Source organism: Nocardioides dokdonensis FR1436, from assembly GCF_001653335.1.
Classification (GTDB): domain Bacteria; phylum Actinomycetota; class Actinomycetes; order Propionibacteriales; family Nocardioidaceae; genus Nocardioides; species Nocardioides dokdonensis.
In genome coordinates, this window is the sequence record NZ_CP015079.1 from 2,993,065 (window position 1) to 3,006,932 (window position 13,868).

The 13,868-nt window shown below is 69.7% G+C and carries 10 protein-coding genes; 6 read left to right on the plus strand and 4 right to left on the minus strand.

Annotated features, from left to right (window positions below):
* Positions 1-30: 30 nt before the first annotated feature.
* Both gabT and I601_RS14160 read left to right on the plus strand, forming a co-directional pair.
* Complete coding sequence (gene gabT / locus I601_RS14155; RefSeq protein WP_068110957.1) at positions 31-1,398, plus strand: 4-aminobutyrate--2-oxoglutarate transaminase; 1,368 nt, start codon at positions 31-33, stop codon at positions 1,396-1,398.
* Positions 1,395-2,810, plus strand: coding sequence for an NAD-dependent succinate-semialdehyde dehydrogenase (locus I601_RS14160; protein WP_068110959.1), 1,416 nt, complete (start codon positions 1,395-1,397; stop codon positions 2,808-2,810). The genes gabT and I601_RS14160 overlap by 4 nt, the downstream gene beginning before the upstream one ends.
* Here the strand turns inward: I601_RS14160 and I601_RS14165 are convergent.
* The gene (locus I601_RS14165) at positions 2,803-3,444 is read right to left on the minus strand and encodes a TetR/AcrR family transcriptional regulator (RefSeq protein WP_068110964.1); all 642 of its coding nucleotides are present in this window, start codon (positions 3,442-3,444) and stop codon (positions 2,803-2,805) included. The genes I601_RS14160 and I601_RS14165 overlap by 8 nt on opposite strands.
* Positions 3,445-3,609: 165 nt before the next feature.
* On the opposite strand from I601_RS14165, the gene I601_RS14170 reads away from it, so the two are divergent.
* The 3 genes from I601_RS14170 (at position 3,610) to I601_RS14180 (ending at position 9,278) form a co-directional block, all read left to right on the plus strand.
* A complete protein-coding gene (locus I601_RS14170) occupies positions 3,610-5,571 on the plus strand; it encodes a metal-dependent hydrolase (protein ID WP_068110967.1) in 1,962 nt (653 codons plus the stop codon).
* 8 nt (positions 5,572-5,579) lie between these two features.
* On the plus strand, positions 5,580-6,746 hold the full coding sequence (locus I601_RS14175) for a hypothetical protein (RefSeq protein ID WP_068114973.1): 1,167 nt from the start codon (positions 5,580-5,582) through the stop codon (positions 6,744-6,746).
* 234 nt (positions 6,747-6,980) lie between these two features.
* Positions 6,981-9,278: a PEP/pyruvate-binding domain-containing protein gene (locus I601_RS14180; RefSeq protein ID WP_237089631.1), complete on the plus strand. Its 2,298-nt coding sequence runs from the start codon at positions 6,981-6,983 to the stop codon at positions 9,276-9,278.
* 14 nt (positions 9,279-9,292) lie between these two features.
* Here I601_RS14180 and I601_RS14185 read toward each other — a convergent pair whose 3' ends face one another.
* From I601_RS14185 to glnA, 3 genes are all read right to left on the minus strand, one after another.
* Positions 9,293-10,297 (minus strand): TIGR03617 family F420-dependent LLM class oxidoreductase, encoded by a 1,005-nt coding sequence (locus tag I601_RS14185; RefSeq protein ID WP_068110970.1) that lies wholly within the window; start codon positions 10,295-10,297, stop codon positions 9,293-9,295.
* A 54-nt stretch (positions 10,298-10,351) separates the two neighbouring features.
* Entirely contained in the window at positions 10,352-11,485 is a 1,134-nt protein-coding gene (locus tag I601_RS14190) for an Rv3169 family protein (RefSeq protein ID WP_068110973.1), read from the minus strand.
* A gap of 340 nt (positions 11,486-11,825) precedes the next feature.
* Positions 11,826-13,250: a type I glutamate--ammonia ligase gene (glnA, locus tag I601_RS14195; RefSeq protein ID WP_068110976.1), complete on the minus strand. Its 1,425-nt coding sequence runs from the start codon at positions 13,248-13,250 to the stop codon at positions 11,826-11,828.
* A 186-nt stretch (positions 13,251-13,436) separates the two neighbouring features.
* Here glnA and I601_RS14200 point away from each other — a divergent pair, with 186 nt between their 5' ends.
* Positions 13,437-13,853, plus strand: a complete 417-nt coding sequence (locus I601_RS14200) for an RDD family protein (RefSeq protein WP_068110979.1) — start codon at positions 13,437-13,439, stop codon at positions 13,851-13,853.
* The last annotated feature ends 15 nt before the right edge of the window (positions 13,854-13,868 follow it).

The window sequence follows — 13,868 nt, forward strand, 5'->3', positions numbered from 1 at the left end:
GCGTCAGTCACCACGAGCAGGGAGCGCCCCATGAACACGCCGAGCACCGCCGCCCACCCACCCGTGGTCGAGGCAGGGCCCCGCCCGACCCAGGAACGTCGCCTGGTCACCGCGATCCCCGGTCCCCGCTCCCAGGAGCTGCAGCGCCGCAAGGAGCGTGCGGTCAGTCGATCGGTCGGCACGGTGCTGCCGGTCTACGTCGAGGCCGCCGGTGGGGGAGTCGTCGTCGACGTCGACGGCAACTCCCTGATCGACCTCGGCTCCGGCATCGCGGTGACCACCGTGGGCAATGCCCACCCGAGGGTGGTGCAGGCGTTGGCCGCCCAGGCGGCCGCCTTCACCCACACCTGCTTCATGGTCACGCCGTACGACGGGTACGTGGAGGTGGCCGAGGCGCTGAACCGGCTGACACCGGGGGCCCACGAGAAGCGCTCGGTGCTGTTCAACTCCGGCGCCGAGGCGGTGGAGAACGCCGTGAAGATCGCCCGGGCCCACACCGGCCGGCAAGCAGTGGTGACCTTCGACCACGCCTATCACGGACGGACGAACCTGACGATGGCGATGACTGCGAAGAACATGCCCTACAAGCACGGGTTCGGACCGTTCGCCGCCGAGGTCTATCGGGCGCCGATGTCCTACCCGTTCCGCGACGGGCTCCCCGGACCGGAGGCCGCGCGCCGTGCGCTCGACGTGATCGACAAGCAGGTGGGAGCGGAGAACCTGGCCGCGATGGTGATCGAGCCGATCCAGGGCGAGGGCGGGTTCATCGTGCCGGCGTCGGGCTTCCTGGCCGCGCTCGCCCAGTGGTGCCGCCAGCACGGAGTGGTGTTCGTCGCCGACGAGGTGCAGACCGGGTTCGCGCGCACCGGGGCGATGTTCGCCTGCGACCACGAGGACGTGGTGCCCGACCTGGTCGTCACCGCGAAGGGCATCGCGGGCGGCATGCCGCTGGCCGCGGTGACCGGGCGCGCCGAGATCATGGACGCGCCCCACGTGGGCGGACTCGGCGGCACGTACGGCGGCAACCCGGTCGCCTGCGCCGCCGCCCTCGCGGTCCTCGCCACCATCGAGGAGGAGCAGCTCGTCGAGCGTGCCCGTCGGATCGGCGCGAGCCTGACCGAGCGACTCACCGCACTCCAGGCCGCGGACCCGCGGCTGGGCGAGGTCCGTGGACGCGGCGCGATGATCGCTCTCGAGGTGGTCGAGCCCGGCACCCTCGAGCCGGACGCGGATCTCACCCGACGGGTTGCAGCCGCTGCGCACGCGGCGGGCCTGATCGTGCTGACCTGCGGGACGTGGGGCAACGTGCTGCGGTTCCTGCCGCCGCTCGCCATGCCTGATCACCTGCTGGTCGAGGCCCTCGACGTGCTCGAGGCCATCTTCGAGGAGACCCGGTGACCGGCTGCTCCGCGCCTCTGCGCGCCCCCGGCACCCGCACCTTCGCCGTCCTCGACCCGGCCAACCTCGAGCCGATCGGCGAGGTGGCCGACCACACGGTGGAGCAGGGCGTCGATGCCGTGGCCGTGGCCTCCGCTGCCTTCGCCGGGTGGGCCGGCACCGCACCTCGTGCGCGCGCCGAGGTGTTGAGCCGGGCTCGCGAGCTGATGGTGGCCGACCGGGACCGGCTCGCCGACCTGATCGTGGCCGAGAACGGGAAGTCCCGGGCTGATGCCTGCGCCGAGGTCACCTATGCAGCGGAGTTCTTCCGTTGGTTCGCCGAGGAGGCGGTGCGCTCGGACGGCGACTACTCCGTCGCTCCCGCGGGTGGCACGCGCACCCTGGTCACGCACCACCCGGTGGGGGTCGCCGCCCTGGTGACGCCGTGGAACTTCCCGGCCGCCATGGCGACCCGCAAGATCGCACCGGCCCTGGCCGCGGGCTGCACCGTGGTCCTCAAGCCCGCGGCGGAGACGCCGCTGACAGCGCTGGCGGTGGCCGAGATCCTCACCGAGGCCGGGGTGCCCGACGGCGTGGTCAACGTCGTGCCGACCACCGACGCCGCGGGCGTGGTCGGCGCGTGGCTGCGCGACGACAGGGTCCGCAAGCTCTCCTTCACCGGCTCGACCGGGGTCGGCCGGGTGCTGCTGCGCCAGGCGGCCGACCGGGTCCTGAACGTCAGCATGGAGCTCGGTGGCAACGCGCCGTACGTCGTGACCGCGGACGCCGACCTCGAAGCCGCGGTGCAGGGAGCGATGATCGCCAAGTACCGCAACGGCGGTCAGGCCTGCACCGCAGCGAACCGCTTCTACGTCCACGCCGACGCGGCGGCCGCGTTCGTCGCTGGGTTCGGCGCCGCCACCGAGGCGCTCCGTGTCGGTCCCGGGTCGGACCCCGAGGCGCAGGTGGGTCCGCTCATCAGCACCTCCGCCGTGCGTGCCTTGGGCGACCTGGTCGCCTCGGCGGTCGATGAGGGAGCCCGGATCGCCTACCAGGCCATCGCCCCTTCAGGCGGCGGGTTCTTCCCGCCGACGGTGCTGACGGACGTACGCCCGGGTGCCGACATCCTCCAGCGAGAGATCTTCGGGCCGGTCGCCCCGATCGTGGTGTGGACGGACGAGGAGGACCTGCTGCGCCAGGTCAACGACACCGAGCACGGCCTGGCCGCCTACGTCTATGCCGGTCGGCTCCAGGACGCTCTGCGCCTGGCCGAGCAGTTCGAGGCGGGGATGATCGGCATCAACCGTGGCATCGTCTCCGACCCGGCCGCGCCGTTCGGCGGCTACAAGCAGAGCGGTCTGGGGCGGGAGGGGGCACGGGCGGGGCTGGCGGAGTTCCAGGAGACCCAGTACTTCAGCGTGGACCTCAGCTGAGCTCCGTCCTGGGGCCGCGGAGGGTCCCGACCTGCCCGCGGGCGAGGATCGAGGGACCGAGCCAACGGCGCAGCCATTGGCGCAGCTCCTGGCCGCCGAGAGGGGGGACCTGCGGGACGAAGACGAAGGAGTGGAACAGGCGCAGCATCACTGCCACCAGCTCCTCGAGCGCCTCCGTGTCGTAGCCGAGCGCGGCCCACTCGACCCGCCCGTCGAGGACCGACTCGCGACACAGTGCGATGACCTCGGGACTCATCATCATCGCGCCGTACAGATCGCCACGCCCGGCGTCGACCAGCAGGTGCAGCAGCGGCTCGCCCGGGACGACCTCGATGGCGAAGGCCAGGGACTCCACCACCAGGGACACCGCATCCTCCAGACCGGCGGTGGCTTCGTCGATGCGTTCGCGGAAGTCGTGGAGGGCCGCCAGGCCCACGGCCGAGAACAGGTCCTCGACGCTGGCGTAGTAGCGGTACATCGTGCGCCGCGTGATCCCGAGCTCGTCGGCGACGGCCTGGACCGTCGTGGCCGAGGGGCCGAGCTGCCGCACGCACTCGGCCGTCGCCTCGAGGATGCGCCGACGCGCCTCGTCCTCGCTCGCTGGGGGAGAGCCTCCCCACCCGCGCCCTGCCATCGGTACCTCCACGGCTCCTGATCGATGTGGGCACATCATGCACGACACCCCCTTCGGCGTCACATATAGACATTTGTGTGACGCATTGATGGCATTGCGGCCTCATTGGTGACGCTGAGTGGAATTCTGTTGCACGGAGTGCCAACAGATGTGACACTCGGGTCCATGACCGACCTCGTCGTCCGCAAGATCGCCTTCGACTTCGACGGAGTCGTCCCCTTCAACTGGAACCCGAGCAACCCGGCCTTCTCGCTGCAGGCGAACGCGATCTCGATCCTCGCCATCGCCTTCGAGAAGTTCGTGGTGGCGGCGGTCCGGGAGGCGATGCCGCAGATCGACGATCCGGCGGCGCTCGAGGAGGCGAAGGCGTTCGTCCACCAGGAGGCGCAGCACTCCAAGGCGCACCGGGACCACGTCGATGCGCTGATCCGCGCATACCCGGGCCTGCAAGGCACGCTGGAGGGGGCCATCGCCTACTACCAGCGGCTGGCGCGACGGAAGTCCCTCGCCTGGCGCCTGGCGTTCCTCGCTGACATGGAGGCGACGTTCACGCCCTTCTTCAAGATGCTCCTCGACCACGAGCGCACGCTCTTCCGGCTCGGTGACGAGCGGGTCGCCTCGCTGTTCCTGTGGCACTTCTGCGAGGAGGTCGAGCACCGGTCCTCCGGGCTGATCGTCTACGAGGCCGTGGTCAAGAGCCGTTGGTACCGGACCTTCGTCGTCCCCTCCGCCGCGTGGCACAGCCTCGCGGTCATGGAGCTGATCCTGACGGGGTTCAACGAGCACGTCCCGCTCGCCGACCGGGTGCTCGATGCGCGGGTGCTGTCCACCAAGCACAGCCTGCGCGCCGCCCTGTCCAACCTGGCACCCTGGCGCGAGAAGGTCGAGATCCCCTCACCCTTCCCCGACCTGCCGAAGCACGAAGCCCGAGCGATGGTGCGGGGACTGCTCGACTCCCAGTCACCCTTCCACGATCCCGGCGACCAGCCGCTCCCGGACTTCGCCGACGTCTGGTTCGCGCACTTCGAGGCCGGCGGGGACGTCGCCCACTTCTACTCCTCCCTGGACAGCCACCAGGTCGAGGGCCCGAGAGCGCACAGCTTCCACGACCTGCGCATCGAGGCCATCGAGCCGATGACACCGGACAGCGTCGAGCTCACATTCGAGGTGCCGGGGCACCTGAAGGAGACGTTCGTCTACGAGCCGGGCCAGCACGTCTCCGTGCGAGCGGTGGTCGACGGCGAGGACGTCCGGAGGACCTACTCCATCTGCACCTCGCGGTCGGCTGGTCAGATCACCGTAGGCATCAAGCGCACCCCCGGCGGTCAGTTCTCGAGCTTCGCGGTGGACCGGCTCTCGGTCGGCGACGTGATCGGCGTCGCCCCACCGACCGGCAGGTTCAGCGTGCCGTTGGACCCTGCCCTCGAGCGGCACCACGTCGGGATCGGAGGTGGCAGTGGGGTGGGTCCCCTGATCTCTCTCCTCGCCACGACGATGGAGGAGGAACCGCTCAGCCGCTTCACCCTCATCCACGCCAACCGCGACTCGGCGTCGCGGATGTTCACTCGTCGTCTCGACGCCCTCCTCGCGCAGCACCCGGAACGTCTGCGGGTCATCGATGTCCTCGAGGACACGCACGGCTACGTCGACCTCGCCCTGCTGCGGACCTGGGTCGACGACGGCACCCTGCCTCCGGCCGACGCGTGGTTCGTCTGCGGACCGGATGCGATGGCGGCATCGGTGAACGGTGCGCTCGCGGCCCTGGGCGTGGACCCCGCTGCCGTCCACTCGGAGTCCTACACGCCCGGAGCCGCCCGCGGGGGCGAGGTGTCGCCCTCGGCAGCGGCGCACGCCGACGCCAACCTCACCTTCGTCCTCGGCGGGAGGGAGCACTCCGTGGCTGTCGCGGGTCGCACGGTGCTCGACGCCGCTCTGGCCACGGGACAGGACGTTCCGTGGTCCTGCCGGTCCGGCCTGTGCGGGACCTGCCAGGCCCGCCTGTGCTCGGGGACGGTCGAGATGGCTCACAACGACGTCCTCGGTGATGCCGAGCTCGCCGCGGGGCTCGTCCTCACCTGCCAGTCCCGGCCCACCAGCGACGACGTCCGCGTCGACTACGACCACTAGGAATGACCATGTCCGATTCCCGAGGCCCTTGCCCTGAGGTCGCCAACGAGATCACCCGCGAGCTGGGCGGATTCGACTGCAGCGGCGCACCGCTCGTCGAGGTGCGCAACCCTGCTGACCTGACCCACTGGACGATGCCGCTGCTCGAGGTGGTGATCCTCGCCGGCGCCGTCTTCGCCCTCTGGTACGCCGTGCGACGTCTGCGCCAGCACGGGGACCCCACCAACCTGGCCCTGATGTTCGGCGGCTTGTTCTACCTCACGGTCAACGAGCCGGTCCTGTACTTCCCCAACAAGTTCGGCTTGATGGACGACGTCGGACTGAACTTCGTGCACAACGTGTTCACCGTCCAGTTCATGTACGACCGGCTGCCGCTGTACATCAGCGCCCTCTACATCGCTCTGCCGATGCTGGCCTACGAGGCCGTCCGGGTCACCGGTGTCTTCCAGCGCTACGGCCTGGTGGCCGGCGCGCTCGCGGTCGGGTTCGTCCACAGTGCCTACTACGAGATCTTCGACACCCTGGGCCCCCAGCTGAGCTGGTGGGCGTGGAACCGCGACGCCCCGTCGAACTCGGTCTTCCTCGACGCGGTCCCCGTCGGGAGCATCACCCTGTACTCCGCCGTGAGCGTGGCCGGACTCGCCTACGGCCTGGGTCTGCTGGTCGGTCGCCCGACCTGGGCCGGTCGCCCGCCCCGTGGGATCCGGCTGGTCCTCGGGACCCTGGCCGTGGGGGTCTTCGCCCTGGTCGTCATGCTCTCGGTCGGCGCGTTCGAGCGCGTCGTGCGCGGTCTCGGCGGCGGCGACGACGCCTACGCCGTGGTCCTCTACGTCGAGCTGGCCATCGTCTGGGTCGGCGGGGCGATCGCACTCGTCGCGAGCTGGCGCGCCGCGCGCCGAGAGGGCACGGCCGAGGCAAGCCTCTACTCGCGGGTCTACGGCTGGTCCTTCCTCGCGGCCTTCGCGTTCTTCTGGGCAGTCTCCATCCCCTCGCGACTCGATGCCGAGGGCGGCACCACCAACCAAGGCACCGAGCTCGGCAACCTGCCCTTCGCGACCCTCTGCTTCGTGGCTGCGATCGGCGTCACCGTCATCGCCGGGCATGGCGGGAGACGAGGCGCGGCAGACGATCCCGGCTCCAACAGCCTCGCCGAGGCGAGCGTGACCGGAGCCTGACGTCGCCGGAGGGCTGGTCGACGAGGCCCCAGACATTCCATGAGCACGCACGCCTCGAGCGGGCGTTTCCGAACCCCGATCCTGTGTCGGTGGTGGACCTGAAGGGTGAAGATGACCGCGGAACGCACCACAGCACGATCGAACGGGTCCGCGGGCGCGGTGGCTCTCGATCTGGGGGAGATCGAGGACGCTTCGGTCGGCGGCAAGGCCTTCGGGCTGGCGCGCCTCGTCGCGATGGGACTGCCGGTCCCGTCGGCGTTCGTGATTCGTGATGCCCGCGTCGGCGACCATCCGGCTGATCTCGATGAACGCCACCAGGCGTTGGGAGCCCACGCGGTGGCTGTCCGTTCGTCCGCAAAGGGCGAGGACGGGGCCGAGGCTTCCTTCGCCGGGCAGTACGAGACGGTGCTGAACGTCTCTGGTGTGGACGAGCTCCGTCGAGCGATCGACCTGTGTGTGGCGTCAGCGTCGACCGAGCGCGCCCAGAGCTACCAGGTCGACGTCCTCGGGGCTGCAGGAGCGCGGATGAACGTCGTTGTCCAGCGGATGGTCGACGCGCTGGCGGCGGGTGTGGTCTTCACGGCCGACCCGGTGAGCGCGCGCCGTGACCTGCTCGTGATCGACGCAGTGGCCGGGCTCGGCGAGGCGCTCGTGAGCGGCGAGGCGACCCCGGACTCGTACGCCGTGGCGGTCGACGGAGGCATCGTTCGACGTGACCTTATCGGCGACTCGGCGTTGCTCAGCGACAGCCAGATCTCCCAGATCGCGGAGCAGGCTCGCAGAGCTGCCGCCCACGAGGGCCACCCCCTCGACCTGGAGTGGGCCATCGACCGCTCCGGCGCCCTGTACTGGTTGCAGGCGCGTCCCATCACCACCTTGCCGGCCGACCTCAACGAGTTCGACTCCGTGCTGCCGAGCCCTGATGACGTGCTGACCATCAGCAACGTCAGCGAGATGATGCCCGGCGCGGTGTGCCCGCTGACGATGTCGTTCACGGGGTGGGGCATCGACTACGGACTGCAGCACATGCAGGTCAGTGTCGGAGCCCGCAAGGACATCGACCCTGTCTGGCAGGTCACGGCCTCGGCCTACGGCCACCTGTTCCTCAACCTGAGTGGCAACCTGACCTTGGCCGCCGGGACACTCGGTTCGGACGCCGACCAGACCGCGCAGACCATCTGCGGTCGCGGGGTGCCGGAGCTCGAGGACCCCACCCCGATGCCGTTCTTCCGCCGCCTGTTCAACACCTTCAAGCTGCTGCGCTACTGCTACCAGGCGCCCAGCGTTGTCGAGGAGTTCGACGAGGAGGTGGCCTCGTTCGTCCTCCAGCCCGGTCCGGACGCGGCGACGACGTGGACCCATCTCGCAGGAGAGCTGACGTTCTTCGACCGGAGCATGGCTGTTCACATCCAGTCCTCGGCTCTCTCGGGCTTCTTCAGCGCCACCGTGGAGAACATGGTCTCGCGGTCGGCGAATGCCAGCACCGTCGCTGAGCAGGCGGAGGCGGTTCGGCTCCTGGCCGGCGCCAGCGGTGTGGAGAGCGCCGTGATGCTCGAGGAGCTCGACGAGCTGATCGACCACGTGGCCGCACACCGTGGTGCGCTCGCTGGCTTCGTCGGTCGAGCTCCCGAGGAGGCGCTGGGGTGGTTGCGAAGCGACGAGTCCCTGGCGGGTGGCCTCGACCGGTTCCTGCACCGTCATGGACATCGGGGCTACCGGGAGCTGTGCGTGCGGGACCCATCGTGGGGCGACGACCCGACGCCGCTGGTGCAGAGCATGCAGGCCGCCGTGCAGGCGCGGCTGCGCACCGGGGGGCGCCGTGACATCAGGACCCAGGTCGTCGACACGGCGTCCCTGAGCCGGGGTCTGCGCTGGGCGCTGCCCAAGGCTCACAACGCCATTCGCCGCCGCGAGCACACCAAGTCGCTCCTCGTCGACGTCGCCCACCGGTTCCAGGTCGCCTTCCGGCACCTGGGTGAGCAGCTCGCCGCCGAGGGGCTCCTCCCCGACGCCGACCTCGTGTACTTCTTCACCGTCGGCGAGCTCGATGCCTTCGACGGTGAACCGACGCCGGCTGGCGTCGAGCAGGCACTGGCGCGGCGAGACGCCCTGCAGTACCAGCAGCGCCTGGAGTTCCCGGAGATCTCCGTCGGGCTTCCCCAGCCGCTGGAGCCCCAGGTCCTGGAGGTGGCCGACGGCGTTCTCCAGGGCCGACCTGCGTCGCGGGGGGTCGTCGAGGGTGTCGTCCGGGTGGCGCACACGTTGGCCGAGGCCGCCGACCTCGCTCCCGGCGAGATCCTGGTGACGCCCATCACCGACATCGGCTGGACGCCGTACTTCAGCCTGATCGGCGGCCTGGTGACCGATCTGGGCAGCTCGGTCTCCCACGGGGCAGTCATCGCTCGCGAGTACGGGCTCCCGTGCGTGGTCAACGCGCGTCAGGCCACGGGCTTCCTGAGCACGGGGGACAGGGTCAGGCTCGATGGCGACTGCGGCACTGTGACCTTGTTGAGCGCTCCCGTGGACGCCTAGGTGGGCTCGATCCCTCAGACCGCGGCGAGCGCGGAGCGCAACGCACCTAGCTGGTCGAGCGGTGGCTCGTAACCGGGGAAGTAGCAGCAGACCCGCTGCGCGAGGTCACCGAAGCGCCGCCCGAGCTCGGCCGCACAGTCCTCGGGGGTTCCGCGGACCGCGAGCGTGTCCAGCATCTCGTCGGTGACCAGGGCGCCCATCGCGGCGATGTCGCCGGTCTTGGACAGCGTGTTGAGCTGCGGCTGGAGGTCGCCCCAGCCCTCGACCTCGAGAACCGGACGGTACGCCGGCGTCGAGCCGTAGAACGCGAGCAGCATCCGCACCCCGGCGTCGGCGGCGGCCTGCTCCTCGGGCGTGCGGCCCATCGCGGTGATGGCCTGCGGGTAGATCGCGACCTCGGTACGCCCGGCGGTGGCGAGGCCCTCGGAGACGGCGGCGAGGGTGCGCTGGCGGACGTGGCGGTGGCTGTGGAACGGCATGACCAGCAGCCCGTCGGCGACCTCGGCGGCCGTGCGGGTCATCAGCGGCCCGAGCGCGCCGAGCAGCACCGGCGGGGCGCCGTACGGGTTGGGGCCGGGAACGAACGTCGGCGGCATCAGCGTGTGGCGGGTGTGCTCACCGACGAAGTCGAGGCGGGTGCCGTCCTGCCACGAGGTCAGGATCGCCTTGACCGCGAGGACGATCTCGCGCATCCGGGCGGCCGGCGGCGACCAGGTGGCGCCGTACCGCTTCTCGACGTGGACCTTGATCTGCGAGCCCAGCCCGAGCCGGAACCGGCCTCGTGACATCAGCTGCAGGTCCCAGGCAGCGTTGGCCAGGTGCATCGGCGAGCGTGGCATGGCGATCGCGACGTTGGTCATCAGGTCGGTCTCGACCGCCTGCGAGGCGACCGCGAGCGGCAGGAACACGTCGTGCGGGCCCTCGAAGGTGAACAGCCCGTCGACCCCGGCGCCTGTGAGCTGGCGGGCCCGCTCGGCCACGGCGTCGGGTCGGGCGTCCAGCTGCACGTCGAGAAGCATGCACCCGATCCTACAGCCGGTTCTAGAACACGTTCTAGTATCTCCCGAAGTTCTTCACGGGGCGAGGGTGAACCAGTCGGCGAAGCCGCTGGGGTCGTGCCGGCCCAGGGCGCCGTGCTCGAAGAGGCCCCAGCCCTCCTGGCCGTCGACCACGGCCCGGCCGACGTGGTCGATGACGCCGAACATGACGCGGCCCGCGACCTCGGGGGCGGCCATGTCGTAGGTGACGCGCTCGGTGAACCCCGCGCCCTTCCAGAGACCGTGGGTCCAGTCGGGGTCGCCGCCGTAGCCGCCGCCGACGTGCAGGGGCACGGCGAGCTTGGAGTCGACCTGGATGTCCAGCTTCTCGCCGTCCTGGGTGGTGCACGCGATGGTCGCGCCGGTCGGCACCCGGGTGCCGGAGGTGTAGTGCACCCGCACCTGGGGCCAGCCGAGCTGCTCGATGCGCCCGTCCTTCCACACCCGGTGGCAGTCGTTGAGCCCGCGGTAGCCGTCGGGCTCCTCCTGGATGATCAGGCAGATCATGAAGTCGTCGAAGCGCATCGACACGTAGAGCCACCACATGCCCTCGAACTCCGGTGTCGCGGGCGCGCCTGCCGGTGGGGCCTCGCCCACCGGACGGATGCCCCAGGAGCGGTCGCGGGCGCCGACCCACCTGTCGGGGGTGACGGCGATGTCGGTCCCGTCGATGGTGATGTGGCCCTGCCACGTGCCGACCTGGGCGAAGCGCTGGGCGTCGAGGGTGACCCGCGAGCCCGAGCGCATCACGTGCGGCATCTCCTTCAGCGCCGGGAACGAGGCGTCCCAGGTGAGGTCGGCGGCGATGCCCTCCGTCTCCTCGAGGACCATCCGCACCTTCTGCAGCGGCTCGATGACCTCGACGCGGTAGGCGCCCACGTGCTGGTTCATCCGGTCGTCGTCGATCGGGTCGCCGAGGTGGACGGTCGTCTGCTCGTCGCCGCGGCGCACCATGAAGAAGGCGTCCTTGGTGCCGAGGTTGGGGTAGTAGCCGTGGCCGAAGATGGCGAAGATGTCACCGCTGCGGTCGTGGGCGTTGAAGTAGGAGCGGTCGTAGAAGTTGCGGTCGCTCGACGCCGCCCAAGTGACCGGCAACGGCGCCTGGTGGATCGGGTACTCGTCGAGACCGCTGAGACCGTGGTGGGCGGATCTGCTGGGGTGCTGGGTCACGTCAGGCCCCCGCCCGCATCCACGATGCCGTGCTCGGTCCAGGTGGCATCGGCAGCGTGGGGGAGTGCGGGATCACGTCCGCTAGTTCAGTAGAACGTGTTTCAGTTGTCAAGTGCGACTCATGACAGACCGCCCGAGCACCAGGGGCCCCAGGGCGATCGCGGCCGCCGCGACACGTGGCGATGCGCCGACCCTCGCTGGCACCGCCACCCGGTCCTCGGCCTGGTCCTGGGGCCGCAGGACAACGAAGAACGGCGGCTGACGCTGCAGGACGTCGAAGACGTTCTCGCAGGTCGGCCGCCGTTCTCGGCAACTACTGTCAGCGGGTGAAGCGCGCTGGTCAGATGTCGTAGTACAGCTCGAACTCGTGGGGGTGAGGACGGGCCTGGACGGGCAGGATCTCCTGCGTGCGCTTGTACTCGATCCACGTCTCGATCAGGTCGGGCGTGAACACGTTGCCGGCCGTCAGGTAGTCGTGGTCCTGCTCGAGCGCGACGAGCACCTCGTTCAGCGACGTGGGCACCTGCTCGATGTCGGCCATCTCGTCCGGCGGGAGCTCGTAGATGTCCTTGTCCACCGGGGCGGGCGGCTCGATCTTGTTCTTGATGCCGTCGATGCCGGCCAGCAGCAGGGCCGAGAAGGCCAGGTACGGGTTGGCCGACGGGTCGGGGCAGCGGAACTCGATGCGCTTGGCCTTCGGGTTCGATCCGGTGATCGGGATCCGCACGCAGGCCGAGCGGTTGCGCTGCGAGTAGACCAGCGAGATCGGGGCCTCGAAGCCGGGGACCAGGCGGTGGTAGGAGTTCACCGTCGGGTTGGTGAAGGCCAGCAGCGACGGGGCGTGCTTGAGGATGCCGCCGATGTAGTAGCGCGCCATGTCCGACAGGCCGCCGTACCCGGTCTCGTCGTAGAACAGGGGTTTGCCCTCGTTCCAGATCGACTGGTGCACGTGCATGCCGGAGCCGTTGTCGCCGAAGATCGGCTTGGGCATGAAGGTGGCGGTCTTGCCGTTGCGCCAGGCCGTGTTCTTGATGATGTACTTGAACTTCATCACGTCGTCGGCGGCCTTGAGCAGCTCGTCGAACTTGTAGTTGATCTCCGCCTGGCCGGCGGTGCCGACCTCGTGGTGGGCGCGCTCGACGTGCAGCCCGGCGTTCTCCAGCTCGATGACCATCTCGTCGCGCAGCTCACCGAAGTGGTCGGTGGGCGCGACGGGGAAGTAGCCGCCCTTGTACTTGACCTTGTAGCCGCGGTTGTCGTTCTCGAACGCGTCACCGGTGTTCCAGGCGCCGGCCGAGGAGTTGATCTCGTAGTAGCCGGCGTTGGCCTTGGTCTCGAAGCGCACGTTGTCGAAGACGTAGAACTCGGCCTCGGGGGCGAAGAACGCCTGGTCGCCGATGCCGGTGGTGGCCATGTAGGCCATCGCCTTGCGCGCGATGTTGCGCGGGTCGCGCGAGTAGGCCTCGCCCGAGATCGGGTCGTGGATGAAGAAGTTGACCACCAGCGTCTTGGCGACGCGGAAGGGGTCGATGTAGGCCGTCGTCGGGTCCGGGAACAGGTTCATGTCGGACTCGTGGATGGCCTGGAAGCCGCGGATGGACGAACCGTCGAAACCCAGGCCGTCGTCGAAGACCGACTGGTCGAAGGACGAGACCGGGATCGTGAAGTGCTGCATGACACCGGGCAGGTCGCAGAAGCGCACGTCGACCATCGCGACGCCCTCGTCCTTGATGTACTTGAGCAGCTCCTCGCTGTTCTGGAACATTCGTCCTCCTTGGTCGTCGTCGTCCGACGACCGGCAGATCTGAGAGTGGACACCCGCGGCGACGCTGCCCCGGACGATGCCGTCACCTTACGAGAAGGCCAGTTTCGTCACCGTATCGGACGTGTTTCCCCCATGTAACAGCCGTCCGCGCAGTGACCCTGCCGGGTGGTTGCCTAGGCTGGCAGCGTGAACCAGGCCCCTCCCCGTGTCATCGAGACCGCGTCGTGGTCGCGCCGCATCCTCGCTCTCCTGGTGGACTGGTTCGCCAGCACGTTGGCGGTGCTGCCGTTCGCGACCGTGTACGGCGCCTCCGCCGACCCGGCGGCGAGCTTCTACGTCCTCGGCGTCTTCGTGGTCGAGTCCGCGGTCCTCACCGCGCTCCTGGGCGGCTCGTTCGGCAAGATCGCGACCCGGCTGCGGGTCGTGCACGCCTCCGGCGACCCCCGCCCGCCCGGCCTGCTGCCGGCCCTGGCCCGCCAGATCCTGGTGGCGGTCGTGGTGCCCCCGCTCGTCTTCCGCCCCGACGGTCGCGGACTGCACGACATCGCAGCCGGCACCGCGACCGTGACCCTGTCGACGTTTCGGAGCATCACCGCGCGGTGATGCTCCGACCAGCAA

Excerpts from the sequence above, each read along its gene's own strand:
- gabT (WP_068110957.1), top strand. The coding sequence starts at position 31 with ATGAACACGCCGAGCACCGCCGCCCACCCACCCGTGGTCGAGGCAGGG.
- I601_RS14165 (WP_068110964.1), bottom strand. The coding sequence starts at position 3,444 with ATGGCAGGGCGCGGGTGGGGAGGCTCTCCCCCAGCGAGCGAGGACGAG.
- I601_RS14170 (WP_068110967.1), top strand. The coding sequence starts at position 3,610 with ATGACCGACCTCGTCGTCCGCAAGATCGCCTTCGACTTCGACGGAGTC.
- I601_RS14175 (WP_068114973.1), top strand. The coding sequence starts at position 5,580 with ATGTCCGATTCCCGAGGCCCTTGCCCTGAGGTCGCCAACGAGATCACC.
- I601_RS14180 (WP_237089631.1), top strand. The coding sequence starts at position 6,981 with ATGGGACTGCCGGTCCCGTCGGCGTTCGTGATTCGTGATGCCCGCGTC.
- I601_RS14185 (WP_068110970.1), bottom strand. The coding sequence starts at position 10,297 with ATGCTTCTCGACGTGCAGCTGGACGCCCGACCCGACGCCGTGGCCGAG.
- glnA (WP_068110976.1), bottom strand. The coding sequence starts at position 13,250 with ATGTTCCAGAACAGCGAGGAGCTGCTCAAGTACATCAAGGACGAGGGC.